The organism is Bradyrhizobium sp. NBAIM08 (genome assembly GCF_020193935.1).
In the GTDB taxonomy this organism is placed as follows: Bacteria; Pseudomonadota; Alphaproteobacteria; order Rhizobiales; family Xanthobacteraceae; genus Bradyrhizobium; species Bradyrhizobium yuanmingense.
On the sequence record NZ_JADYVR010000002.1, the window covers coordinates 584826 to 606322 of the forward strand.

At 64.0% G+C, this 21497-nt stretch carries 25 protein-coding genes and 1 tRNA gene; 7 read left to right on the plus strand and 19 right to left on the minus strand.

The genetic code is table 11. From position 1 onward, the window contains the following. Window positions 1–45 precede the first annotated feature (45 nt). The 3 genes from I6F37_RS08965 to I6F37_RS08975 form a co-directional block, all read right to left on the minus strand. Window positions 46–624: a hypothetical protein gene (locus tag I6F37_RS08965; protein ID WP_036022667.1), complete on the minus strand. Its 579-nt coding sequence runs from the start codon at window positions 622–624 to the stop codon at window positions 46–48. Window positions 625–700: 76 nt separating this feature from the next. Beyond that, window positions 701–1678: an ABC transporter substrate-binding protein gene (locus I6F37_RS08970; RefSeq protein WP_225150977.1), complete on the minus strand. Its 978-nt coding sequence runs from the start codon at window positions 1676–1678 to the stop codon at window positions 701–703. Between the two features lie 57 nt (window positions 1679–1735). Beyond that, window positions 1736–3358 carry a peptide chain release factor 3 gene (locus tag I6F37_RS08975; protein WP_036034125.1) on the minus strand — a complete coding sequence of 541 codons (1623 nt, stop codon included), beginning with the start codon at window positions 3356–3358 and terminating at the stop codon, window positions 1736–1738. A 158-nt stretch (window positions 3359–3516) separates the two neighbouring features. Between I6F37_RS08975 and sugE the strand changes: the two genes are divergently transcribed. Beyond that, window positions 3517–3831 carry a quaternary ammonium compound efflux SMR transporter SugE gene (gene sugE, locus I6F37_RS08980; protein WP_036022660.1) on the plus strand — a complete coding sequence of 105 codons (315 nt, stop codon included), beginning with the start codon at window positions 3517–3519 and terminating at the stop codon, window positions 3829–3831. On the opposite strand, the gene I6F37_RS08985 is transcribed toward sugE, so the two are convergent. The 7 genes from I6F37_RS08985 to I6F37_RS09015 form a co-directional block, all read right to left on the minus strand. Further along, on the minus strand, window positions 3824–4828 hold the full coding sequence (locus I6F37_RS08985; protein ID WP_225150979.1) for an inorganic phosphate transporter: 1005 nt from the start codon (window positions 4826–4828) through the stop codon (window positions 3824–3826). The genes sugE and I6F37_RS08985 overlap by 8 nt on opposite strands. 12 nt (window positions 4829–4840) lie before the next feature. Beyond that, window positions 4841–5485 (minus strand): DUF47 domain-containing protein, encoded by a 645-nt coding sequence (locus tag I6F37_RS08990; protein WP_036000836.1) that lies wholly within the window; start codon window positions 5483–5485, stop codon window positions 4841–4843. Between the two features lie 157 nt (window positions 5486–5642). After that, on the minus strand, window positions 5643–6611 hold the full coding sequence (locus tag I6F37_RS08995) for a branched-chain amino acid ABC transporter permease (protein WP_036022655.1): 969 nt from the start codon (window positions 6609–6611) through the stop codon (window positions 5643–5645). Window position 6612: 1 nt separating this feature from the next. Continuing rightward, on the minus strand, window positions 6613–7476 hold the full coding sequence (locus I6F37_RS09000; RefSeq protein WP_036022653.1) for a branched-chain amino acid ABC transporter permease: 864 nt from the start codon (window positions 7474–7476) through the stop codon (window positions 6613–6615). A 76-nt stretch (window positions 7477–7552) separates the two neighbouring features. Beyond that, the gene (locus I6F37_RS09005; RefSeq protein WP_225125722.1) at window positions 7553–8773 is read right to left on the minus strand and encodes an ABC transporter substrate-binding protein; all 1221 of its coding nucleotides are present in this window, start codon (window positions 8771–8773) and stop codon (window positions 7553–7555) included. Between the two features lie 56 nt (window positions 8774–8829). Further along, window positions 8830–9576, minus strand: a complete 747-nt coding sequence (locus tag I6F37_RS09010; RefSeq protein ID WP_036022650.1) for an ABC transporter ATP-binding protein — start codon at window positions 9574–9576, stop codon at window positions 8830–8832. Further along, window positions 9569–10324, minus strand: coding sequence for an ABC transporter ATP-binding protein (locus I6F37_RS09015; protein ID WP_018317619.1), 756 nt, complete (start codon window positions 10322–10324; stop codon window positions 9569–9571). Before I6F37_RS09015 ends, I6F37_RS09010 begins: the two co-directional genes overlap by 8 nt. A 340-nt stretch (window positions 10325–10664) precedes the next feature. Here I6F37_RS09015 and I6F37_RS09020 point away from each other — a divergent pair, with 340 nt between their 5' ends. After that, window positions 10665–11312: a hypothetical protein gene (locus I6F37_RS09020; RefSeq protein WP_167361655.1), complete on the plus strand. Its 648-nt coding sequence runs from the start codon at window positions 10665–10667 to the stop codon at window positions 11310–11312. A 3-nt stretch (window positions 11313–11315) separates the two neighbouring features. On the opposite strand, the gene I6F37_RS09025 is transcribed toward I6F37_RS09020, so the two are convergent. Beyond that, the gene (locus I6F37_RS09025) at window positions 11316–11675 is read right to left on the minus strand and encodes an ArsC family reductase (RefSeq protein ID WP_036000881.1); all 360 of its coding nucleotides are present in this window, start codon (window positions 11673–11675) and stop codon (window positions 11316–11318) included. A 105-nt stretch (window positions 11676–11780) separates the two neighbouring features. Here I6F37_RS09025 and I6F37_RS09030 point away from each other — a divergent pair, with 105 nt between their 5' ends. Next, complete coding sequence (locus tag I6F37_RS09030; protein ID WP_057028941.1) at window positions 11781–12152, plus strand: tRNA-binding protein; 372 nt, start codon at window positions 11781–11783, stop codon at window positions 12150–12152. Window positions 12153–12165: 13 nt separating this feature from the next. On the opposite strand, the gene I6F37_RS09035 is transcribed toward I6F37_RS09030, so the two are convergent. Further along, window positions 12166–12897 carry a glutathione S-transferase N-terminal domain-containing protein gene (locus I6F37_RS09035; protein ID WP_036000906.1) on the minus strand — a complete coding sequence of 244 codons (732 nt, stop codon included), beginning with the start codon at window positions 12895–12897 and terminating at the stop codon, window positions 12166–12168. Between the two features lie 86 nt (window positions 12898–12983). Continuing rightward, window positions 12984–13130: a hypothetical protein gene (locus tag I6F37_RS09040; RefSeq protein ID WP_192893234.1), complete on the minus strand. Its 147-nt coding sequence runs from the start codon at window positions 13128–13130 to the stop codon at window positions 12984–12986. Window positions 13131–13296: 166 nt separating this feature from the next. Between I6F37_RS09040 and I6F37_RS09045 the strand changes: the two genes are divergently transcribed. Continuing rightward, window positions 13297–13509 carry a hypothetical protein gene (locus tag I6F37_RS09045; protein WP_157783966.1) on the plus strand — a complete coding sequence of 71 codons (213 nt, stop codon included), beginning with the start codon at window positions 13297–13299 and terminating at the stop codon, window positions 13507–13509. A gap of 6 nt (window positions 13510–13515) precedes the next feature. Here the strand turns inward: I6F37_RS09045 and I6F37_RS09050 are convergent, their stop codons facing one another. Further along, complete coding sequence (locus tag I6F37_RS09050; protein WP_036000909.1) at window positions 13516–14187, minus strand: DUF429 domain-containing protein; 672 nt, start codon at window positions 14185–14187, stop codon at window positions 13516–13518. A 942-nt stretch (window positions 14188–15129) separates the two neighbouring features. On the opposite strand from I6F37_RS09050, the gene I6F37_RS09055 reads away from it, so the two are divergent. The 3 genes from I6F37_RS09055 to I6F37_RS09065 all read left to right on the plus strand — a co-directional run bounded on the left by I6F37_RS09055 (window position 15130) and on the right by I6F37_RS09065 (window position 18170). After that, window positions 15130–15285: transfer RNA gene (locus tag I6F37_RS09055), tRNA-Arg, on the plus strand. 107 nt (window positions 15286–15392) lie between these two features. After that, window positions 15393–16718: a TROVE domain-containing protein gene (locus tag I6F37_RS09060; RefSeq protein ID WP_225150981.1), complete on the plus strand. Its 1326-nt coding sequence runs from the start codon at window positions 15393–15395 to the stop codon at window positions 16716–16718. A gap of 111 nt (window positions 16719–16829) precedes the next feature. After that, window positions 16830–18170, plus strand: coding sequence for an RtcB family protein (locus I6F37_RS09065; RefSeq protein ID WP_036022627.1), 1341 nt, complete (start codon window positions 16830–16832; stop codon window positions 18168–18170). A 71-nt stretch (window positions 18171–18241) separates the two neighbouring features. Here I6F37_RS09065 and I6F37_RS09070 read toward each other — a convergent pair whose 3' ends face one another. The 5 genes from I6F37_RS09070 to I6F37_RS09090 form a co-directional block, all read right to left on the minus strand. After that, window positions 18242–18763: an RNA polymerase sigma factor gene (locus tag I6F37_RS09070; RefSeq protein ID WP_225150983.1), complete on the minus strand. Its 522-nt coding sequence runs from the start codon at window positions 18761–18763 to the stop codon at window positions 18242–18244. Then, on the minus strand, window positions 18760–18969 hold the full coding sequence (locus I6F37_RS09075; protein ID WP_225150985.1) for a DUF2892 domain-containing protein: 210 nt from the start codon (window positions 18967–18969) through the stop codon (window positions 18760–18762). Before I6F37_RS09075 ends, I6F37_RS09070 begins: the two co-directional genes overlap by 4 nt. 94 nt (window positions 18970–19063) lie before the next feature. Continuing rightward, window positions 19064–20248: a serine hydrolase gene (locus tag I6F37_RS09080; RefSeq protein WP_225150987.1), complete on the minus strand. Its 1185-nt coding sequence runs from the start codon at window positions 20246–20248 to the stop codon at window positions 19064–19066. A gap of 75 nt (window positions 20249–20323) precedes the next feature. Further along, entirely contained in the window at window positions 20324–21016 is a 693-nt protein-coding gene (locus I6F37_RS09085; RefSeq protein ID WP_225150989.1) for a GNAT family N-acetyltransferase, read from the minus strand. Between the two features lie 4 nt (window positions 21017–21020). Next, window positions 21021–21368, minus strand: a complete 348-nt coding sequence (locus tag I6F37_RS09090) for a Lin0512 family protein (protein ID WP_225140228.1) — start codon at window positions 21366–21368, stop codon at window positions 21021–21023. Window positions 21369–21497 lie beyond the last annotated feature (129 nt).

The following is a 21497-nucleotide window of genomic DNA, read 5'->3' on the forward strand; positions in this document are numbered from 1 at the left end:
CGCCACTGAGGTATCATCGATCGGCCGATGCTCGCAACTCGCGCGCTATTTGCCGAGCTCCCGATTGTCGACATAACGGATCGCGATGGGCCGCCCGGCCAACGCCCCGCCGAGCCCGCTGGTCAATTTCAGCGGCAGACAGGCCTTCAGCGATGCATTGATGGCATTCAGATAGGTCGTCCGGGTGTCCGCCGGCACGCCCGCAGTCGCGTATGTGAGGCGCGGCGGGCCGATCAGGCCGCCGGTCTTGTTGAAGCTGAAGCGCACCGACATCTGCATGCCTGCGCGCGCATGGTCCGATGGCGGCGACCAGCAGCTGCGCAGCGCGGCGAAGAGGTCGCCGATCGTGTCGAGATCGTGATCGGGCTTCCGGTATTTGGCGCGGTCGGCCTCGGCAGGCACGCTCTCGATCGTGAGCTGGAGGTTCTGGCCGTAAGGGTAGTCGATCTCGGGAATACAGGGGCCGGGCTCGAGCGGGCTGCAATAGGATGGCGTACAGGGCTCGCCGTCGAGCACGCTGCAAGGCTCGTGCGCGAACGGAATCGGATTGATCTGGCGTCGCTGCGCGTCGGCGGCGATCGAGGTCATTGCCAGCAAGGCAAGAACAAGAATGCAGCGCCACATGTACCGGGACCGCAATGGCATTTGCAACAGGTGGCGACGGCTATGAAAGGTTCAAGGCTGGCCGCGATGGTTCGCTTCACTCGACAATCTGATCCGCTTGCGCCACCAGCGTGAGCGGTAAATTCAGCCCCAACGCATTGGCTGTCTTGAGATTGAGCAGGAACTGGAATTCATTCGGTTGTTGGACTGGCAAGTCTGCGGGACGGGTTCCTCTCAAGACGCGGTCGACATAATCCGCCGAGCGACCGACGAGCTGCGTAATTGAGACTCCGTAAGACATCAGCCCGCCGTCCGTGACGAAGGACGGGAACGGATACAACGCCGGCAGACGATGCGCGGCCGCCAAGTTCAGAATCAATTGCCGATGAACGAGTGGAAATGCGTCGGGAAAGATCAGCAGCCCGCCGTCTGGCTGCTCTGCAAAGCGGGAGATCGCCTGTTCGAGCTCGGCGGCGTTGTGCGCCGGCGCCGGAACGAGCTGGAGCTGGACTGCCGGAATGGCCGCCTGCACGGACGGCATCAAGATCATGGGCGCCGTTCGCGGATTGAAGATTGCGGCAACCCTCCGTATCGCGGGTGCCGCCTGCTTGAGCAGTTGCAGCCACTTGCCGGCCATTTCAGGCTCGAAAGTCGTGAAGCCCGTGATATTTCCGCCCGGCTTGCCCAGACTTTGGACGAAACCGGCACCCACGGGATCGGCAACGACCGTGAAGATGATCGGCAAGGTCGGCGCGCGTCGCCTCAGGGCTTCCACAGAGGGAGTGCCGATTGCCAGAAGCACATCCGGCCCCCACTTCACGAGCTCAGCCGCTTGAGCATCGGCGACATTCGGATCGCCGGCCCACCAGCGATACTCGATATGGATGTTGCGCCCCTGTTCCCAACCGAGTTCACCCAGACGCTGTCTCAGTTTCTGGTAGCCGGCCTGGCTCTCCGGATCGCTCGCCCTACCTCCCGCCAACACACCGATCCGCCGCACATTCCCCTGCGCGGATGTGCTCAGCGGATAGGCCGCCGCGCCTGCAGCGAGCATGATGAATTCGCGCCGCCTCATGACCGTCGACCTCGCTATGCGTTGCCGTCCTGCATCACGGAGAACGTCTGGGAAACATTACCCCTTTTTCTTGACGTCCTTGACGTTGCTAAACTCGATACCCTCGGCACGCTCCTTGGTGTAGCCGAGGTAGAACTCGTTCCGGGCGAGATAGACGGGATCGCCGTCGACGTCGTCGGCAATGCTCGAATTATTGGCGGCGATGAAGCTGTCGAGCTTCTTGCGGTCCTCCGAGGAGACCCAGCGCGCCAGCTGGAACTCGCTGACCTCGAACTCGACCGGTAGCGAATATTCCGCCTCGAGCCGGGCCTTGAGCACATCGAGCTGCAGCGCGCCGACCACGCCGACCAGCGCCGGGGCGCCGTCGCGAGGGCGGAATACCTGCACCACGCCCTCTTCCGACATCTGCTGCAGCGCTTCCTTCAGCTTCTTCGCCTTCATCGCGTCGGTGAGACGGACACGGCGGACGATTTCCGGCGCGAAGCTCGGCACGCCGACGAAGTTGAAATCCTCGCCCTCGGTCAGCGTATCGCCGATGCGCAGCGTGCCGTGGTTGGGAATGCCGACGACGTCGCCGGCGAAGGCTTCGTCCGCGACCGAGCGGTCCTGCGCGAAGAAGAATTGCGGGCTCGACAGCGGCATGCTCTTGCCGGTGCGCACGAGCTTGGCCTTCATGCCGCGGCTGAGCTTGCCCGAGCACAGGCGCGCAAACGCGATGCGGTCGCGGTGGTTGGGGTCCATGTTGGCTTGGATCTTGAACACGAAGGCGCTCATCCTGGGATCGGTGGCCTCGACCTTGCGCTGGTCGCTGTCCTGCGCGCGCGGCTCGGGCGCGAACTTGCCGAGGCCCTCCAGGAGGTCGCCGACGCCGAAATTGCGCAGCGCGCTGCCGAAATAGACCGGCGTCAGATGTCCCTCGCGGAACGCGTCCAGCTCGAACGGCTTCGACGCCTCGGTGACGAGCTCGAGCTCGTCCTTCACGGCGGAGACGTCGAGATTGGCGTTGAGCTTGGCGAGCTCTTCGATCTCGATCTCGAGCGCCGCGCCGGTCTTGGCGCCGCCGCCTTCGAGCAGGCGCACGCCGCCATTGACGACGTCATAGGTGCCGAGGAAGTCGCGGCCGCGGCCGACCGGCCAGGTCATCGGCGTGGTGTCGAGCGCCAGCGTCTTCTCGATCTCGTCGAGCAGCTCGAACACGTCGCGGCTCTCGCGGTCCATCTTGTTGATGAAGGTGATGATCGGGATGTCGCGCAGACGGCACACCTCGAACAGCTTTCGGGTGCGCGCCTCGATACCCTTGGCCGCGTCGATCACCATCACGGCGGAATCGACCGCCGTCAGCGTGCGATAGGTATCTTCCGAAAAGTCCTCGTGGCCCGGCGTGTCCAGCAGGTTGAAGACGAGGCCTTCGAACTCGAAGGTCATCACCGAGGTCACCACCGAGATGCCGCGTTCGCGCTCGATCTTCATCCAGTCGGATCGCGTGTTTCGCCGCTCGCCCTTGGCCTTGACCTGGCCGGCGAGGTTGATGGCGCCGCCGAACAGCAGCAGCTTTTCGGTCAGCGTGGTCTTGCCGGCGTCGGGGTGGGAGATGATCGCAAAGGTCCGCCGCCTCGCCACCTCGGCGGCAAGCGGGGAACGGGCCGGCGATTCGGCTGTGGTGGCGGCGATGTCGGACATGGCGGGAGCGTGTGGCAGGGAAAACGGGCCTGATCAAGCCTCATTTGGTGATTGCGAAGGTTTCCGGCCAGCCCCATATCCCCCTTTTGGGAGGACGACCTCCCTGCCCATCAGCACACCAGCCGCGGGGACGACCCTGCCTTGAATGGAGGGTCGTCATGGCCTGGAGCATCCTGTTCGTCGCCGGTCTCCTCGAGATCACCTGGGCCATCGGCCTGAAATACACCGAGGGCTTTAGCAAGCTTGTCCCGTCCGCGGTCACGCTCGCGGCCATGGCCGGCAGCGTCATCCTGCTCGGATTTGCGCTCAAATCCCTGCCCGTCGGAACCGCCTATGCGGTCTGGACCGGCATCGGCGCGGTCGGCACCGCGACGCTCGGCATGGTTCTGTTCGGCGAGCCGGCGACGGCCTTCCGCCTCGCCAGCATCGGCCTGATCGTCGCCGGCATCATCGGACTGAAGCTCGTCACTTGACGAGCTGGACCACCCACCAGGTCAGCGCGGCCACGATGCCTGAGGCCGGGATCGTGATCACCCAGGCATAGACGATGGAGCTTGCGACGTTCCAACGCACGGCCGAGACGCGGCGGGCGGCGCCGACGCCGACGATGGCGCCGGTGATGGTGTGGGTGGTCGAGACAGGAACCCCGAGGTAGGTCGCCATGAACAGAGTCACCGCGCCCCCGGTCTCGGCGCAAAAGCCCTGCATCGGGGTCAATTTCGTGATGCGCAGGCCCATGGTGCGGACGATGCGCCAGCCGCCCATCAGCGTGCCCAGCGCCATCGCCGCCTGGCACGACAGCACCACCCAGAACGGCACCGAGAACTCGCTGCCGAGATGGCCCTGCGAATAGAGCAACACCGCGATGATGCCCATGGTCTTCTGCGCGTCGTTGCCGCCATGGCCGAGCGAATAGAGCGAAGCGGAGACGAATTGCAGGATGCGGAAGGCGCGGTCGACCGCGAACGGCGTCGAGCGCACCGAGGCCCAGGACACGATCGCAACCAGCGCCATTGCGAGCAGGAAGCCAACCAGCGGCGACAGCACGATCGCCAGCACGGTCTTGGACAGGCCGCTCCACACCGCGGCCGAAATACCGGCCTTGGCCAAGCCGCCGCCGACGAGCCCGCCGATCAGCGCGTGCGACGACGACGATGGAATGCCGAGCGCCCAGGTCACGAGGTTCCAGACGATGGCGCCGACGAGGGCTGCGAAGATCACCTCGGCGTCGACGACCGCGGGATCGATGATGCCGGTGCCGATGGTCTGGGCGACGTGCAGCCCGAACACCAGGAACGCGATGAAATTGAAGAACGCGGCCCAAAACACCGCGAATTGCGGCCGCAGCACTCGGGTCGAGACGATGGTCGCGATCGAATTGGCGGCGTCGTGCAGGCCGTTCAGGAAGTCGAACAGCAGAGCGACGGCGATCAAGCCGACCAGGACGGGAAAAGCCAACGCAGCATCCACGGCGGCCCTGCCCTACACTTGCTCGATGACGATGCTGTTGATCTCGTTGGCGACGTCATCGAAACGGTCGGCCACCTTCTCGAGATGGTCGTAGATCTCGACCCCGACGATGAAATCCATCGCATTGCCGTCGCGATGCTTGAGGAACAGCTCCTTCAGGCCGATGTCGTGGAGATCGTCGACACGGCCCTCGAGCTTGCCGAGCTCCTCGGTGATCGCGGTCAGCATGGCGACGTTCTTGCCGATCTCCTGCATCAGCGGCAGCGCACGGCCGACCAGATTGGCGCATTCGATCAAGAGTCCGCCGATCTCGCGCATCGGCGGCTCGAAACTGCGCACCTCGAACAGCATCACGGCCTTGGCCGTCTGCTGCATCTGGTCGATGGCATCATCCAGCGACGTGATCAGGTTCTTGATGTCGCCGCGGTCGAACGGGGTGATGAAGGTGCGGCGCACCGCCGTCAGCACCTCGCGGGTGATATTGTCGGCGTCGTTCTCGAACTGGTTGACGCGCTGGCAATAGACCGGCGTCTCCTCGCCCCCGTTAAGCATGCCCTGGAGCGCGACCGCGCCCTGGATCACGGTCTGGGCATGGCGGTCGAACAGGTCGAAGAACCGCTCTTCCCTGGGCAGGAACGCACGAAACCATCGCATCATGGGGACAAACTACCGGTTGGAAAATGGTCAGGCCCGCAAGGGCTGTCACAAAACTGTCATAGACCATTTTCGATCCGCGCGCGTGTCGCCTCACGCCCGCGGAGCCGGATCATCCACCGCTTTCATGCATCAATGAAACTGATGCAATACCAGTTACTTAGAGCGATCGCCGGAAGTAATGCGCGATTTCGCCGACGACGCCGCGGCGGAAGGTGAGCACGCAGACCACGAAGATCGCGCCCTGGATCACCGTCACCCACTGGCCGAAGCCGGCCAGATATTGCTGCATGGCGATGATCACGAAGGCGCCGACCACGGGTCCGAAAACGGTGCCGAGCCCGCCGACCAGCGTCATCAGCACGACCTCGCCCGACATCGTCCAGTGCACGTCGGTGAGCGAAGCGTTCTGCGCCACGAACACCTTCAGCGCACCGGCAAGGCCGGCGAGCGTCCCCGACAGCACGAAGGCCAGGAACTTGTATTGGTCGGTGCGGTAGCCGAGCGAGATCGCGCGCTGCTCGTTCTCGCGGATCGACTTCAGCACCTCGCCGAACGGCGAGTTGATGATGCGGAAGATCAGGAGGAAGCCGGCGAGGAAGCCGACCAGCACGACATAGTACAGCACCGTCGGCTTGGACAGATCGAGCACGCCGAACATGCGTCCCTGCGGGATGCCCTGGATGCCGTCCTCACCATGGGTGAACGGGGCCTGGAGATAGATGAAGTACAGGAGCTGCGACAGCGCCAGCGTGATCATCGAGAAATAGATGCCCTGGCGTCGGATCGAGATGTAGCCGGTGACGATCGAGAGCACGAACGCCGCGGCGACGCCGACGAGAATGCCGAGCTCGGGCGGCAGCGCCCAGACCTTCAGCGCATGCGCGCTGCAATAGCCGGCCGTGCCCAGAAACATCGCGTGGCCGAACGACAGCAAGCCGCCATAGCCGACCAGCAGATTGAAGGCGCAGGCGAGCAGCGCAAAGCACAGCGCCTGCATCACGAAGAACGGATAGACGCCCGTGAACGGCACCGCTGCGAGCAGCAGCGCCATCACTGCGAATACAATCATCTCGTCGCGCATTGCGCGCGGGGTCACAGGAAGCGTGTCGTCCGTCAGGGTTGTCATCTCAGGCCGCCCTTCCCGTCAATCCCGTCGGCTTCACCAGCAGCACCAGCACCATCAGCACGAACACGACGGTGTTGGAGGCCTCGGGGTAGAAATACTTGGTCAGGCCCTCGATCACGCCGAGCGCAAAGCCGGTGATGATGGAGCCCATGATCGAGCCCATGCCGCCGATCACCACCACCGCGAACACGACGATGATGAGGTCGGCACCCATCAGCGGCCGCACCTGGTTGATCGGCGCCGAGAGCACGCCGGCAAGCGCGGCAAGGCCGACGCCGAGACCGTAAGTGAGCGTGATCATGCGCGGCACGTTGATGCCGAAGGCACGCACCAGCGTCGGATTTTCAGTGGCGGCGCGCAGGTAGGCGCCGAGCTGCGTCTTCTCGATGAGAAACCAGGTCGCAAGGCACACCGCCAGCGAGAACACGACGACCCAGCCGCGGTAGATCGGCAGGAACATGAAGCCGAGATTCATGCCGCCCCTGAGCTGCTCGGGAATGGCGTAAGGCAGGCCCGAGGAGCCGAAATAGTTCTGGAACACGCCCTGCACGATCAGCGCGATGCCGAAGGTCAGGAGCAGGCCGTAGAGATGATCGAGCCCGGTCAGCCATTGCAGCATGGTCCGTTCCAGGATCATGCCGAAGATGCCGACGATGATCGGCGCCAGCAGCAGCGCCCACCAATAATTGATGCCACCAAGGTTCAACAGGAAATAGGCGACGAAGGCGCCCATCATGTAGAGCGCGCCATGGGCGAAATTGATGATGTTGAGCATGCCGAAGATGACGGCAAGCCCGAGACTGAGCAGCGCGTAGAACGAGCCGTTGATCAGTCCCACCAGTAGCTGAGCGTAGAGAGCCTGCATCGATCCCGCACCCGGTCCCTTCTATTCCTCAACAACAGGCCGGCACCGCTGCGGCGCCGGCCCGCATCGTTCACCGTTACTTCTTCACCAGCGGACAGGCGCTTTCCGACAGCGGCCGGAAGGCCAGGTCGCCGGGGGTCGTGCCGATCAGCTTGTAATAATCCCAGGGCGCCTTGGATTCCTCGGGCTTCTTGACCTCGAACAGATAAGCCGGATGCAGCTTGCGACCGTCCGCACGGATCGTTCCCTTGCCGAACAACGCATCGTCGGTCGGCATCTCCTTCATCTTGGCGACCACCTTGGCCCCATCATGCGGATTGCCGCCCATCGCCTCCAGCGCCTTGAAGTAGTGCAGCAGGCCCGAATAGACGCCGGCCTGCACCATCGAGGGCATCGCCTTGTTCTTCATCCGCTCGGAGAAGCGTTTGGAGAAGGCGCGCGTGCCGTCGTTCATGTCCCAATAGAAGGTCTCGGTGAAGTTCAAGCCCTGCGCCACCTTCAGACCGAGCGAGTGCACGTCGGTGATGAAGAGCAGCAGACCCGCAAGCTTCTGGCCGCCCGAGACGATGCCGAACTCGGACGCCTGCTTGATGGTGTTGGTGGTGTCGCCGCCGGCATTCGCCATGCCGATGATCTTGGCTTTGGAGGCCTGCGCCTGAAGCAGGAAGGACGAGAAGTCAGCGGTATTCAGGGGATGCTTGACGTTGCCGATCACCTTGCCGCCCGACTTCACCACCACCGCGGCGGTGTCGCGCTCGAGGGCATGGCCAAAGGCGTAGTCCGCGGTGAGAAAATACCAGGTGTCGCCGCCCGCCTTCACCAGCGCCTGCCCGGTACTGTTGGCCAGCATATAGGTATCATAGACCCAGTGGACCGTATTCGGCGAGCATTGCGCGTTGGTGAGATCCGACGTCGCCGCACCTGTGTTGATCAGGATGGAATTCTTCTCTTTGACGATATTGTTCACCGCCAGCGCAACGCCGGAGTTCAGGACATCCATGAAGATGTCGACCTTCTCGACGTCGATCCATTGCCGAGCAATCGTGGAGCCGATGTCAGGCTTGTTCTGATGGTCGGCGGAGATCAGGTCGAGCTTCCAGCCCTTGGCAGCGAGCCCGGAATCCTCGATCGCCATCTGTGCGGCGACGGTCGAGCCGGCGCCACCGAGATCAGCATAAAGTCCTGAATTGTCGGTCAGCACGCCGATCTTGATGTTCTTGTCCTGCGCGACCGCGCCGCCTGCCGCGCCGAGCGCCAGGGCCGTCCCGAGCAACATTGCCGAAATGCTGTGCTTCATAATCCGACCTCCCAATATTCCTTTGATAGTTACTCTCGATCGTCCGGCCTGCTCGGCTACACACCGAGATAGGTGTGGAGCTTGTCCATGTTGGCGGCAAGCTCCGAATTGGAAAACCCGTCAATGATCTTGCCGTGCTCGACTACGTAATAGCGGTCGGCGACGGTGGAAGCGAAGCGGAAGTTCTGCTCGACCAGGAGGATCGTGAAGCCCTCCTTCTTGAGCCGCGCAATGGTATGGCCGATCTGCTGGATGATGACGGGTGCAAGACCCTCGGTCGGCTCGTCCAGCATCAGAAAGCTCGCGCCGGTGCGTAGGATGCGCGCGATCGCCAGCATCTGCTGCTCGCCGCCCGACAGCTTGGTGCCCTGGCTGTTCAGCCGCTCCTTCAGGTTCGGGAATAGCTCGAAGATCTGGTCGAGCGGCAAACCGCCTTCGCGGACAACCGGCGGCAGCATCAAATTCTCGCGGACGTCGAGGCTGGAGAATATGCCCCGCTCTTCCGGACAGAAGGCGACGCCCATGCGCGCGATCTTGTCGGAGGTCGCGCGGATGATCTCCTGGTTGTTGAACTTCACCGAGCCGGTGCGCTTGCCGATGATGCCCATGATCGACTTCAGCGTCGTCGTCTTGCCGGCGCCGTTGCGCCCGAGCAGGGTGACGACCTCGCCCGCGTTCACGTCGAAGTTGATCCCGTGCAGGATGTGAGACTCGCCGTACCAGGCTTCCAAGTTGCGGACTTGCAGGATGTTCCCGCCAGTCGCAGCCCTGGCCGGAGCCTCGGCGATCGCTGTATCAGGCATGACCGGCTCCCAGGTAAGCTTCCTTGACGCGCTCGTCCTTGGTGAGCTCGGAGTAGTGGCCTTGCGCGAGCACCTGCCCGCGCGTCAGCACGGTGATGATATCGGAGAGGTTGGCCACGACGCTTAAGTTATGCTCGACCATCAGGATGGTGTATTTCGCGGAGATGCGCTTGATCAGCGCCGCGATCTTGTCGATGTCCTCGTGGCCCATGCCGGCCATCGGCTCGTCGAGCAGCATCATCTCCGGGTCGAGCGCCAGCGTGGTCGCAATCTCAAGTGCACGCTTGCGCCCATAGGGCATCTCGACCGCCGGCGTGTTGGCAAACTCGTTGAGGCCGACATCGTTCAACAGCTCGCGCGCGCGGTCGTTGAAGCGGTTGAGCACCGACTTGGAGCGCCAGAAATCGAACGAAGAGCCATGCTGGCGCTGCAGCGCGACACGGACGTTCTCGAGCGCGGTGAGATGGGGAAACACCGCCGAAATCTGGAACGAACGGACCAGCCCCATGCGGGCCACATCCGCCGGCGCCATCGCGGTGATGTCCTGCCCTTTGTACAGGATTTTCCCGGCCGACGGCTTGAGGAACTTGGTCAGAAGATTGAAGCAGGTCGTCTTGCCGGCCCCGTTCGGGCCGATCAACGCATGAATGCTCCCACGGCGAACCTTGAGCGCAACGTCGCGGACGGCGAAGAAGCCCGCGAACTCCTTGGTCAAGCCTTCCGTTTCGAGAATGAACTCATCGGCCAAACAGTTTTCCCCCTGCCCGCGCGCGGCGCGTGGCTGTCCTTGTTGCTTCGGCTGTCCGGAGGACTTGCAGCCCACCGGGGCGCCGCCTCCGGGCGCGGAATATGCCGGAGGTGACGGGGGTTAGGCAAGGCGGAAAGCTGAGCAGGTCAGGCCTCCGGCCGGGGTACAAATGCTCCCTTAGTCGCAGAGGTCGATGTCGTGCCTGCCCGGCCTTTCCGGTTCGCAAGGCACCGGCCATCAAGCCGTCGTTAACGGTCTTTCGTCTCCCGCGCCAGCCTTCATCGAAAATTTTCCCGCAAGCCCGATCATCCCAGGGTTTTCACGCGCGGAGAATATTGTCTTGGATTTTGCAAGCGCCGCTCCCTCCGTCGTCAAGTCGATCCGCCAGCGTGATCTCCTCAACACGTGGCTGCGACTTTATGCGCGCCAGCAGATCGCTCCCGCGATCTGGGAGTATCAGCCCGCGCGGCTCGAGGAGGAGCTGTCGGATCTCATCTATTATACGGTGGAGCTTTCGACGCCGACGCCGCGTCTGGTCATCCAGAGCGAAGGCACGCGCATCTCGCGCGCCTATGGGCATACCGGCAAGGGCGTTTCGCTCGATGATTACGTCGGGCCGCGGCTCGCACCATACGTGATGCCGATCTATCATGAATGCGTCGCGCGCGGCCTTCCGATCTACAGCGTTGCCGACGTCGACGACGCCTATGGCCGAATCGTCGCGTATGAGCGGCTGCTGCTGCCGTTCCTGACCGACGGCAGGGTCAGCCACGTCATCGCGTCAGTAAAGACCTTCTGCGAGGACGGCGGCTTCGAGATCAAGAATCTGATGCGCGGAAATGACGCGCTGCCGCGCCCGAAGCTGCGGGCCGTGATCGATCGCGAGCTGTTTCATCGCGCCCCCGGCCGCATCGCACCCGCCGATCCGGTCGAGTTCTCGGACCAGCCGGGCCGCGCCATCTCCAACGAGATCATTGAGCTGAACTAGCCGTCAGCGCGCCTTGCCGCCGACCTCCTTGGCATAGATATCCGGCTTGAAGCCGACCAACAGCTTGCCGCCGATTTCGAGCACCGGCCGCTTGATCATCGATGGTTGCGCTAGCATCAAGGCCAGCGCCTTCTTCTCGGTGAGGCCTTCCTTGTCGGAGTCGGGCAGCTTCTTGAAGGTCGTCCCGGCGCGATTGAGCAGGGTCTCCCAACCGACCTTGTCGCTCCACTGCTTCAGCCTGTCCTTCTCGACACCCGCCGCCTTGTAGTCGTGAAACGCGTAAGCCACGCCATGGCCATCGAGCCAGGCGCGGGCCTTCTTCATGGTGTCGCAGTTCTTGATGCCGTAGATGATGGTGGGCAAGACGGTCCTCGCGCATGGCGTAGCAATGATGTGCGTGGCGTTGTACGAAACTCCGCGTCGCGCGACAATGTCGCGAGACGCGTCACCCCACCGAACGGACATCCCATGCACGTCACCCACGATCCCGCAGCGGCGGCCGCACCGACCATCGACTTCGACACATTCCTCGCGGTCGACGTCCGTGTCGGCACCATCGTCGACGCCAAACCGTTTCCGGAAGCGCGCAAGCCGGCCTGGCGGCTGTGGATCGATTTCGGCCCCGCCATCGGCGTGCGCAAGAGCTCGGCCCAGATCACCGAAAACCACCCGCTCGAAAGTCTCGTGGGCCAACAGGTCGCGGCCGTCGTCAATTTCCCGCCGCGCCAGATCGGCCCGGTCGTCTCCGAGGTGCTGACGCTCGGCTTCCCCGATGCCGACGGCAAGGTGGTGCTGGTGCAGCCGAGCAAGCCAGTGCCGAACGGCGGACGGCTGTTCTAGCCTCAGGGCCTTGTCAGGGCCTTGCCGGAATGTTCAATCCGCGCTGCACCGCGGGACGCGCGAGGCCGCGTCCGAGCCAGGCGCCGACCGCCTTGAACTGGGCGAATTCGACGAGATCGCCGGCGCCATAAAAGCCGATGAGATTGCGCACCCAGCCGAGCATGGAGATGTCGGCAATGGTGTAGTCGTCATCCATGAACCATTGCCGGCCGGCCAGATGCGTATCCATCACGCCGAGCAGGCGCTTGGCTTCGGCGACGTAGCGGTCACGAGGCCGCTTGTCCTCGTAATCCTTGCCGGCGAATTTGTGGAAGAAGCCGACCTGACCGAACATCGGCCCGACGCTGCCCATCTGGAAGTGCAGCCACTGCAGCGTCTGATAACGCCGCGCGGCATCCTGCGGCAGCAGCTTGCCGGTCTTCTCCGCGAGATATTGCAGGATCGCCCCGGACTCGAACAGCGCCAATGGTTTCCTGTCGCGGGGACCGTTGGGATCGAGGATCGCCGGAATCTTACCGTTGGGATTGAGCGAGAGGAATTCGGGCGTCTTCTGGTCGTCCTTGCCGAAGTCGACCAGATGCGCTTCGTAAGGAAGCTCGATCTCCTCCAGCATGATCGAAACCTTGACGCCGTTCGGCGTCGGCAGCGAATAGAGCTGAAGTAATTCCGGATGCTTGGGTGGCCAGCGCCTGGTGATCGGAAAGACTGACAGACGGTCCCAGTTGGGGACAGGAATGGAGGACATATCGGACATCGGGACTCTGGGTGCATGGACTGAGGCGTGCTCAATCTAGGCAAGGTACCGCACCGCGCAAGTCACTTCCGGCTGTGCTAGGGCGGCAGTGTCGCCATCGCCACGAACGGGGGCATTGCTTCATACTGCAGCCGAGACTCGATGAACCGTTGACCCGTGATCAGCAGCAGGGCCGTAAAGGCAACCGCGAGCATCGCGGTCGCCAATTGGCACACGTCGTACATTGTATTGTATATCCCTCGACAGCCTCTGGCGTAGAACGTCGGCTCAGGCGCCACGTTCCAGGCGACGACAAAATATTGCTATTTTTTCCCGATCTCGCTGCGACGGCATCGCTCTGTTCCGGCGGCTCTCAAAGGGACCAATGGCCCCCTCGCGCGTTGTCGCTTAATGAACATCGAGAAACGCGCCCTGCTCGACCACGCCGAACGCTGTCGCCGCGTCGCGAACGATCTCACGCACAGCAAAGCGGCGCAGCGGTTGCGGGCGATGGCCGAGGAGTACGAAGCGAGAGCAACAAGACTGGACGACGAAGACGTCCGCTCGACTCCAAGCCGCAATAGTCGCTGCCGGCTGGAAGGTAAAGGCGAGCGGCGGGGCTGATCGCCTTCAGAAGTTGATCTCCATCCGTAGTCCGCGCGGATCGATCCTGCCGTCACCAACGGATTGCGTGCTGTCGCGCGCTGCGACAGCGCAGGCACAGGCGTCGATGAGATCGTCGCGACCGATCCCGGTGCCGTGGCGAAGCGTGAGCCATCTCTTGACCTCAGTGAAGCCGCGGCCTCTCAAAAGCGCGATACGCTGCTCGCGGCCCCGCGGCGAGGACTTCGGTTCGAGCCGCACGCGTCCTGCCAGATTCCAGAAGATCAATTCCGGATGCGCTTCGCCGATCGTCGCCTGCCGCGCCGGCGTCATGGCCTCGTCGACCTCCCTCATCTTGTCCCTGATATTCCAGAGCTGCGCCGACACGCCCCTGCCCTCGCCTTCGTGCTTCCAGTAATGGCGATTGGCCGCCGCCATGTCGTGGAACGCCCAGAGGTCGCGGCGCGCGCCGAGAAACACGGCTGGGCCGATCAGTTCGCGTGCGCGCAAATCGCAGGCGCGGTAGCCGCTCGCGTTCAGTCCGATCGGCATGTCGATCATCGCGCGGGCGTGCGGGATTGCGAGCAGACGCATCAGGCTTGGCGAATAATCGAAGCCTTGATCGCCGCGCTCGTCGATCCACGCTGCGACCCAGCCGAAGCGAAATCCGTCGAGCCCCAGATAGTTTTTGCAAGTCATGCGTCCGTCAATTTCAGTTTCCTCGCGCGTCTCGCTTGACATCCGCAAGTTGCGGGCGTATGTCCCGCGCCCTCGCAAGCACTTCCGTTTGCGACAGACACCATGAACCGAGCGATGTCGTACCGCTACGAAAGAACTGTCCGCATACCGAATAGCCCAAAGCTGTTCGATTGCGCATGCCCGGCTCATGGGAGCGATCTTGCCTGACCGCGAGATCGACAGTCCGCTTCTCACGGACCCTCCTGAGCCTGCCGCTCCGGAGGGTTTTTTGTTGCCCGCCGCGCGGCCCCACCGAACATCCCGGCAATGGCCGGAACGAGAGACCCGGATCTCGGGGCTCGCGCTGGAGAGGCGCGTGCCCAAGTGCGCGGGGCCTGCCGGAGGGAACGAGGCGATGAGCCGGACACCGATGGCAGAGCGAACCCAGTGGGTTCGCAATGTGCGGCGCGTCGACAGCGCCGCGATCGAATTTTTCTAACTCGGTTTGCCGTGAGGGATCGCGGCTCAACCGACGCTGGTGGTGAAGATGTCGGATACTTCTCCACACGGCACAGCGGGTATGCCTCCCGCCTTTGACACACGCACCGGGATGCGGCCTCGGAAAAGGCTTGCACGCGGCCCGGCGCAGGATCTATCCGTTGGGGACAGAGACTGTGTTGTTGTCACTGAAAGCCGATATCGCCCGTTCCCCAGCGTACCCATCAATGGCCGATGCGAAAGCACTGGCCTGGCGGTGGTGAAGATGTCTGTTACTTCGTGGTAAAGGCGGGAAAGCGCCGAGCAGGTTCGAACCCTGCGCGCCGAAAGGCGGATCGCCCGCAAGGGCAGCAACAGCATCGATCGTTCCCCGCCAACCCCATCACGATCCGTGGTGAAGATTTCTGTTACTTCGCCTGCAACGCGAGAGGTCGCGGGTTCGAATCCCGCCCGGTGTCCCATGCACCGGTAGCTCAGAGGATAGAGCGCTTTCCGGCGAGCTTCGGCTCGTCGGGTACAGCAATCGCCCGTTCCCGGATCGTGTCCCCTAGCCACCGCCGGTGGTGAGGAGCGCTGTTACTTCGGATCGCAATGTCGAAGGTTCGACTCCTTCCGGACGAAAGTCCGTAGCTCAGCGGTTGAGCATGTGACTTGCCCGCAAGGGCAGTACAGCCTCGCCTGTTCCCCGGCACCGTTTCCATCGCCCATCAACCCAAGAGGAGGCCATCATGGTCAGGCTCAACAAGATCGTTCGCGCCTTCACGCGGGAGGGCGCACGCGCAATTCGCTTCACGCCCGAGATGGAGCTGAAGCGCGCGCTGATGAACTGCCTCCTGTGGGAGGACCAGTTCTACGAGGATGGCGTCGCCATCGCCGACCGCATCAAGGCCCTCGTGCCCAAGGTCGCGCCCGCGCGCGTCGCGCAGCTTGCGATCGAGGCGCGCGAAGTGATGAAGCTGCGGCACGCACAGCTCCTCGTCATCCGCGAGATGGCGCGGAACGAGAAGCACCGCACCCTCGTTGCCGACACGCTCGCCCAGGTGATCCAGCGTCCCGACGAGATGACGGAGCTGCTCGCGATCTACTGGGCGGATGCGCTGGGGCCGATGCAGCAGCGCAAGCGCCAGCCGGTCTCGGCACAGGTGAAGAAGGGTCTTGCCCGCGCGCTGACCAAGTTCGACGCCTATCAGCTCGCCAAGTGGGACCGCGACGGCGCGGTGCGGATCAGGGACGTTCTGTTCCTGGTGCACGCCAAGCCGAAAGACGCCGATCAGGCGAAGGTGTGGAAGCAGCTCGTCGATGGCGAGCTCGCCTCCCCCGACACCTGGGAGGTTTCGCTCTCGGCCGGCAAGAACAAGCGCGAGACCTTCGAGCGGCTGATCGCCGAGCGAAAGCTCGGCGGCCTGGCGCTACTGCGCAATCTGCGCCTGATGCAGAACGCGCAGGTCCTGCGCGAGACCATCGCAGGCGCGATCGAGGCGATGCGGACGGATCGTATCCTGCCCTATCGCTTCATCACGGCGGCGCGCTATGCGCCGGACTTCGAGCCCGAGCTCGAGGCTGCGATGCTCAAGTCGATCAAGGACCATGTGCGGCTTCCGGGCCGCACCCGGCTCCTGATCGACGTGTCCGGCTCGATGTTCGCAACGCTCTCCGCGCAGTCGGAAATGACGCGCGCGGAGGCGGCGTGTGGCCTTGCCATTCTCGCCCGCGAGATCTGCGACGAGGTCGAGATCTTCACCTTCTCCAACGAGGTCGTGAAGGTCCCTCCCCGCCGCGGTTTCGCGCTGCGGGATGCGATCATCAACTCGCAGCCGCATGGCGGAACCTATCTCGGCAAGGCGGTGACGGAGATCGACTGCAAGGGCGATCGCCTCATCGTCTTCACCGACGAGCAGAGCCACGACCAGGTGCCCGAGCCGAGGGCGCGCGGCACCATGGTCAACGTGGCCTCGTATCAGCACGGCGTCGGTCACGGCGCCTGGACCCGCGTCAACGGCTTCTCCGAGGCCGTGGTCGCGTGGATCGCGGCGTCCGAGACGGCGTTGACCTGATGCGCAACAACAATGGCCCCGGACGCGAGATGCGCCCGGGGCCAACGAAATCTCTGAAATGATCCGCCCGCCCCCGTTATGGTGCGCGCGGAATGACAAGGATCTACGACCATGCGACGACCCGATCCCTACATGGAACGCGCCCGCGAGCTCTGCCTCGCCGCCGGTGTCGATCCCGACTCGCGCGTCGGCGAAGGCCGCGGCCAGCCGGCCTGGTGCCTGTACAAGGACGCAGCGCGCAAGGAGCATCTTGCCCGCGAGGCCAATGCGACCGCGAGCTCGATTGCCGCGTTCCGGACGCAGGACGCCCGCTTCCAGAATGCGCCGCTGAAGGTGTTCGGCCCGCATGAGGAGGCGACGATCGCGCAGATGCGCAATTGCATGGCCATCGGCAATGTCGTCTCCGGCGTGATCTGCGCCGACGGCCATCTCGGCTATGCGCAGCCGGTCGGCGGGGTGATCGCCTATGAGAAGCAGATCAGCATCTCCGGCGTCGGCTTCGACATTGGCTGCGGCAACATGGCGGCTCGGCTCGACACGCGCTTCGACGACATCGCGGGGATCGCTCCCACGATCATCCGCGACGTCGCCAAGGTGATCTCGTTCGGCGTCGGACGTGCCAACGCGGAACGGGCCGAGCACGACCTGTTCGACGACGGCGAGGCCTGGCGCGAAAGCGACATGGAGGACTACCGTCAGAAGGCGGTGAAGCAGCTCGGCACGGTCGGATCGGGCAACCACTATGTCGACCTCATGCGCGACGAGGAAGGCTTCGTCTGGATCGGCGTCCACTTCGGCAGCCGCGGTCTCGGGCACACCTCCGCGACGCGCTACCTCAAGGCCGCCGGCGGCAAGGACGGCATGAACGTCCCGCCCGCCGTCGTCGACGAGGACAGCGAGCTCGGCCGCCGCTACATCGCGGCGATGCAGCTCGCCGGGCGCTATGCCTATGCGGGCCGCGAATGGGTCGTCGAGCGCGTCCGCCAGATCATCGGCGGCAGCGTGACCGAGAGCGTGCACAACCACCACAATTATGCCTGGCGTGAGACCCACGACGGCAAGGATCTGTGGGTGGTGCGCAAGGGCGCGACGCCGGCGTTTCCCGGCCAGAAGGGGTTCGTCGGCGGCTCGATGGGCGACGACGCCGTCATCCTCGAAGGCGTCGACAGCCCGGAAGCCAAGGCCTCGCTCTACTCGACCGTGCACGGCGCCGGCCGCCTGTTCGGACGACGTGAGGCGAAGCGGCGCTTCTCGCGCGAGGAGATGGACCGTTGGCTGAACGAGCGCGGCGTCACCTTGATCGGTGCCGACCTCGACGAGAGCCCGATGGCCTATCGCCGCCTGCCGGACGTGCTGGCCCAGCACGCCGGCACCGTGCGCGTGCTGCACACGCTGCGGCCGTTCGCCGTCGCCATGGCCGGCGAAGGCGAGTTCGATCCGTGGAAGGACTAAAGCGAACCGCGGGCGGGAGGCGACGTCTCCCGCCCACGTCACTCCATTCTTTTCCTTAATCCGGTCGTCTCTCATCTCGTCAGATATTCGCGCATCAACGCGCGGGCGCGACGCAGCCGCGCCTTCACGGTCTGCCTGCTCGCGCCGAGCGCGGCGGCAATCTCTTCGATCGTCATCTCCTTGACGTCGCGCATCAGCGCGACATCGCGATAGTGCGGCGGCAGCGCCTCGAACGCCGCGGCGACGTCGAGCCGCAGATCGGCCTCAGGGCGCAACAGCAGTGCGGCCTCCGCCTCGGCGCCATCGACCGCCGGCACAAGGCCGGCCCGGCGCGCGAGCCGCAGGCATTCGCGCCGGACCACGCTGAACAGCCAGGCCGACAATGCCAGCAGCGAACGGATCGTGCCGACGTGACGGAACAGGATCCAGAGCGCCTCCTGCGTCGCATCCTCCGCGTCCGCCGAGCTGCGGCAGGTCGCGCGCGCATAGCGACGAATATCCGGCTGCGTCGTCTCGAGCAGACGCGCAATCGCCTCGGCATCGCCGAGCCGCGCGGCCTCGAACAGATTTGGCGAGATCGCCGCCGCGCTCACGACATCCCTCCCTTGCCGATGCCTGCCATCGCGCACATCGGACAATAACCGACGAGACCGGTCAGTGCGAAACCGGCGCCACCGAGCGCGACCAGCCATGCCGTCGCGCCGGCAAGATAAACGAACGCCGCAGCCGCCACCGCAATCCCCAGGACGACCCGCACCACCTGATGCAGTCCGCCGATGTTCTTTCGATAGAATCCCATCACATCCTCCGATATGGGCCGAGACCGATTGCCTCGACCAACAAGAGGACGCGACGGCCAAAAAGGATTCGCGCTGACGGAAGATTTTTTGCGATCAGGCTCCGACCGCCTGATAGGCCAGGCGCTTGAACTCGAAGAAGAACGGATTCCAGAAGCCCATATAGCGCTGGGCCATCAGCACGCCCGCCGTATTGGCTTCCGGACAGATCCACCAATGGGTCCCGGCCAGGCCGCCCCATTGGAATTCACCGGTCGAGTTCGGCGGATCGAACGGTGTCGGCGCGAAGGTGACGGCGCCGCCGAGGCCAAAGCCCTTGCCGGGAATCGGGCCGAGATTGGCAAAGCGGATGGTCTGGCCTGCGGGCAGCTGGTTCGTCATCATCTGCCGCAGCGTTTCCGGCTTCAGCAACGCATCGGACCCGGGCAGCAGCGCACACACCAGCGCGAGCATGTCTGGCAAGGTCGAGACCAGACCGCCGCCGCCCGAGAGCCGCGGCAGCGGCCGCCGATAGGCTTGCGGGTAAGGCAAATGGTCGGCCCGCGTGAGGCCGGGCTTCATGGGGTCGAGCACGTCGGCGCCGTTGTAGAGCGCGACCAGCCTGCCCTGCTGTGTCTCGGGGACATAAAAGCCGGTGTCGGTCATGCCGAGGGAATCGAAGATGCGCGCCTTCAGGAAGGCGTCGAGCGGCTGGCCCGAGACGACCTCGACCACACGGCCGAGCACGTCGGTCGCCACGGAATATTCCCAGGCCGTGCCAGGGTGATAGGACAGCGGCAGGTCGGCGAGCCTGTCGATCATGTCGCTGAGCGGCGTTAGCGGATTGAGCACGCGCGCCTCGTTGTAACCCTTGAACAGCACCGTGCCGGGATCGAAGATGCCGTAGCTGAGGCCGGAGGTGTGGGTCAGGAGCTGGCGGATCGTGATCGGGCTCTTCGCCGGCTCGACATCGGCAAGGCTCGAAGCGTTCTGCTTCAGCACCTTGCGATTGCCGAGCTGCGGCAGGAATTTTTCGACTGCGTCATCGAGGCCGATGCGGCCTTGCTCGACCAGCAGCATGATCGCGCAGGTGACGAAGATCTTGGTGTTGGAGAACGCCCGGAAGATATGATCGGGCCGCAGCGCAGTGTTGGCCTCTCGGTCGGCAAAGCCCACGCATTGCTGATCGACCACCTCGCGGCCGCGCAGCACGGCCCAGGATACGCCGGGAATGATCTCCTGATCGACGTAGCGCTGCATCGCCGTCCGTACGGCGGAAAAATCAGTCGTTCTGGCGTCCATGTGCTCCCCCCCCCCCGATTTGTGGTTGGAATCGATATAGCGCGATTTCTCAGGATATGAAGCCCACGGTGCAGCTCATCCCTGCTTCATCAGCACGGTGACCTGCAGCCGCCGCCGAATCCGCATGCCCTGCCGCTGGTACAGCGCGATGGCAGACGTATTGCTCGCGAACACGTGCAGGAACGGAATTTCGCCGCGCGCCTCGATCTGGCGCGCGATGGCGGCGAGCAACGCCTGTGCGTAACCGCGACCGCGATGATCGGGATGCACGCAGACCGCCGTCATCTCGGTGAAATTGCCCGGCTTCATCCGCTCGCCGGCCATGGCGACCAGCTCGCCGCGTGCACGGATGCCGAGGAATGTGCCGAGCTCGTGCGTCCGCGCCGCAAACGGCCCGGGCTTGGTCAGCTCGGTCAGCGCCATCATGGCGGGAACGTCAGTCGCGCCGAGGCGGACGATCTCGGCATCGCGCAGCGAAGTGTCGGCGGGCGAGCCGATCAACTGCTCGCCGGGCTCCGCGAGCAGCACCTTGAAGCCGGCGCAAATTTCGACGGGCTCGGGCGTGAACAGCACCGCGACTTGCGAGCCCGACATGAGATCGCCGAGCGCCGCAAAACTTGCCGCGGACATGTCCGCCATATCGGCAAACGGCGTCATGTCCACGGGATAGCGCAGAGCCCGCGGGCCGCCCTCGGCCAGATGCTTCTGGCTCGTCGTCAACGCGCTCCAGATCGGGCGATCCAGCAGCGCCTCATCGCTCGCGGACATCGGCCTAATCCTTGTCGAAGCTGACGATGACGGCGGCATTGGCGATCAGGATGGGATCGTTGGCCACTTCCGTGGCCGAGGGGATCTCCAGCCCGCCCTTGACCGCGGTGACGGTCACGGTGCCGTAAGGCAGCTCCTTGGCGACGGCTTCCTTGTCGACGGTTTCTGGATTCGGCACGCCGATCGTGACGTCCACGAACATGTCGTTCGCGGTCTTGCCGATCATCCGGAAGAAGCCGAGGCTGGAATGCCTGATGGCATCGGAGACCGCTCGCTTGGCCGCCTTGGTGGCGTCCCTGCCGTGGACGTCGACGCCCATGCCCATCTCGGTGACACAACGAACGCGAGGCATGCTTTATTCCTGTGGCTGGTTGGGTAGTGGAGAGTTTCGACGATCGGCACGCCCAACACAAGTGTGGTTGTCATGTTGAACCGAGACGTGCGCCACAGGCTCCGTCATTGCGAGCGCAGCGAAGCAATC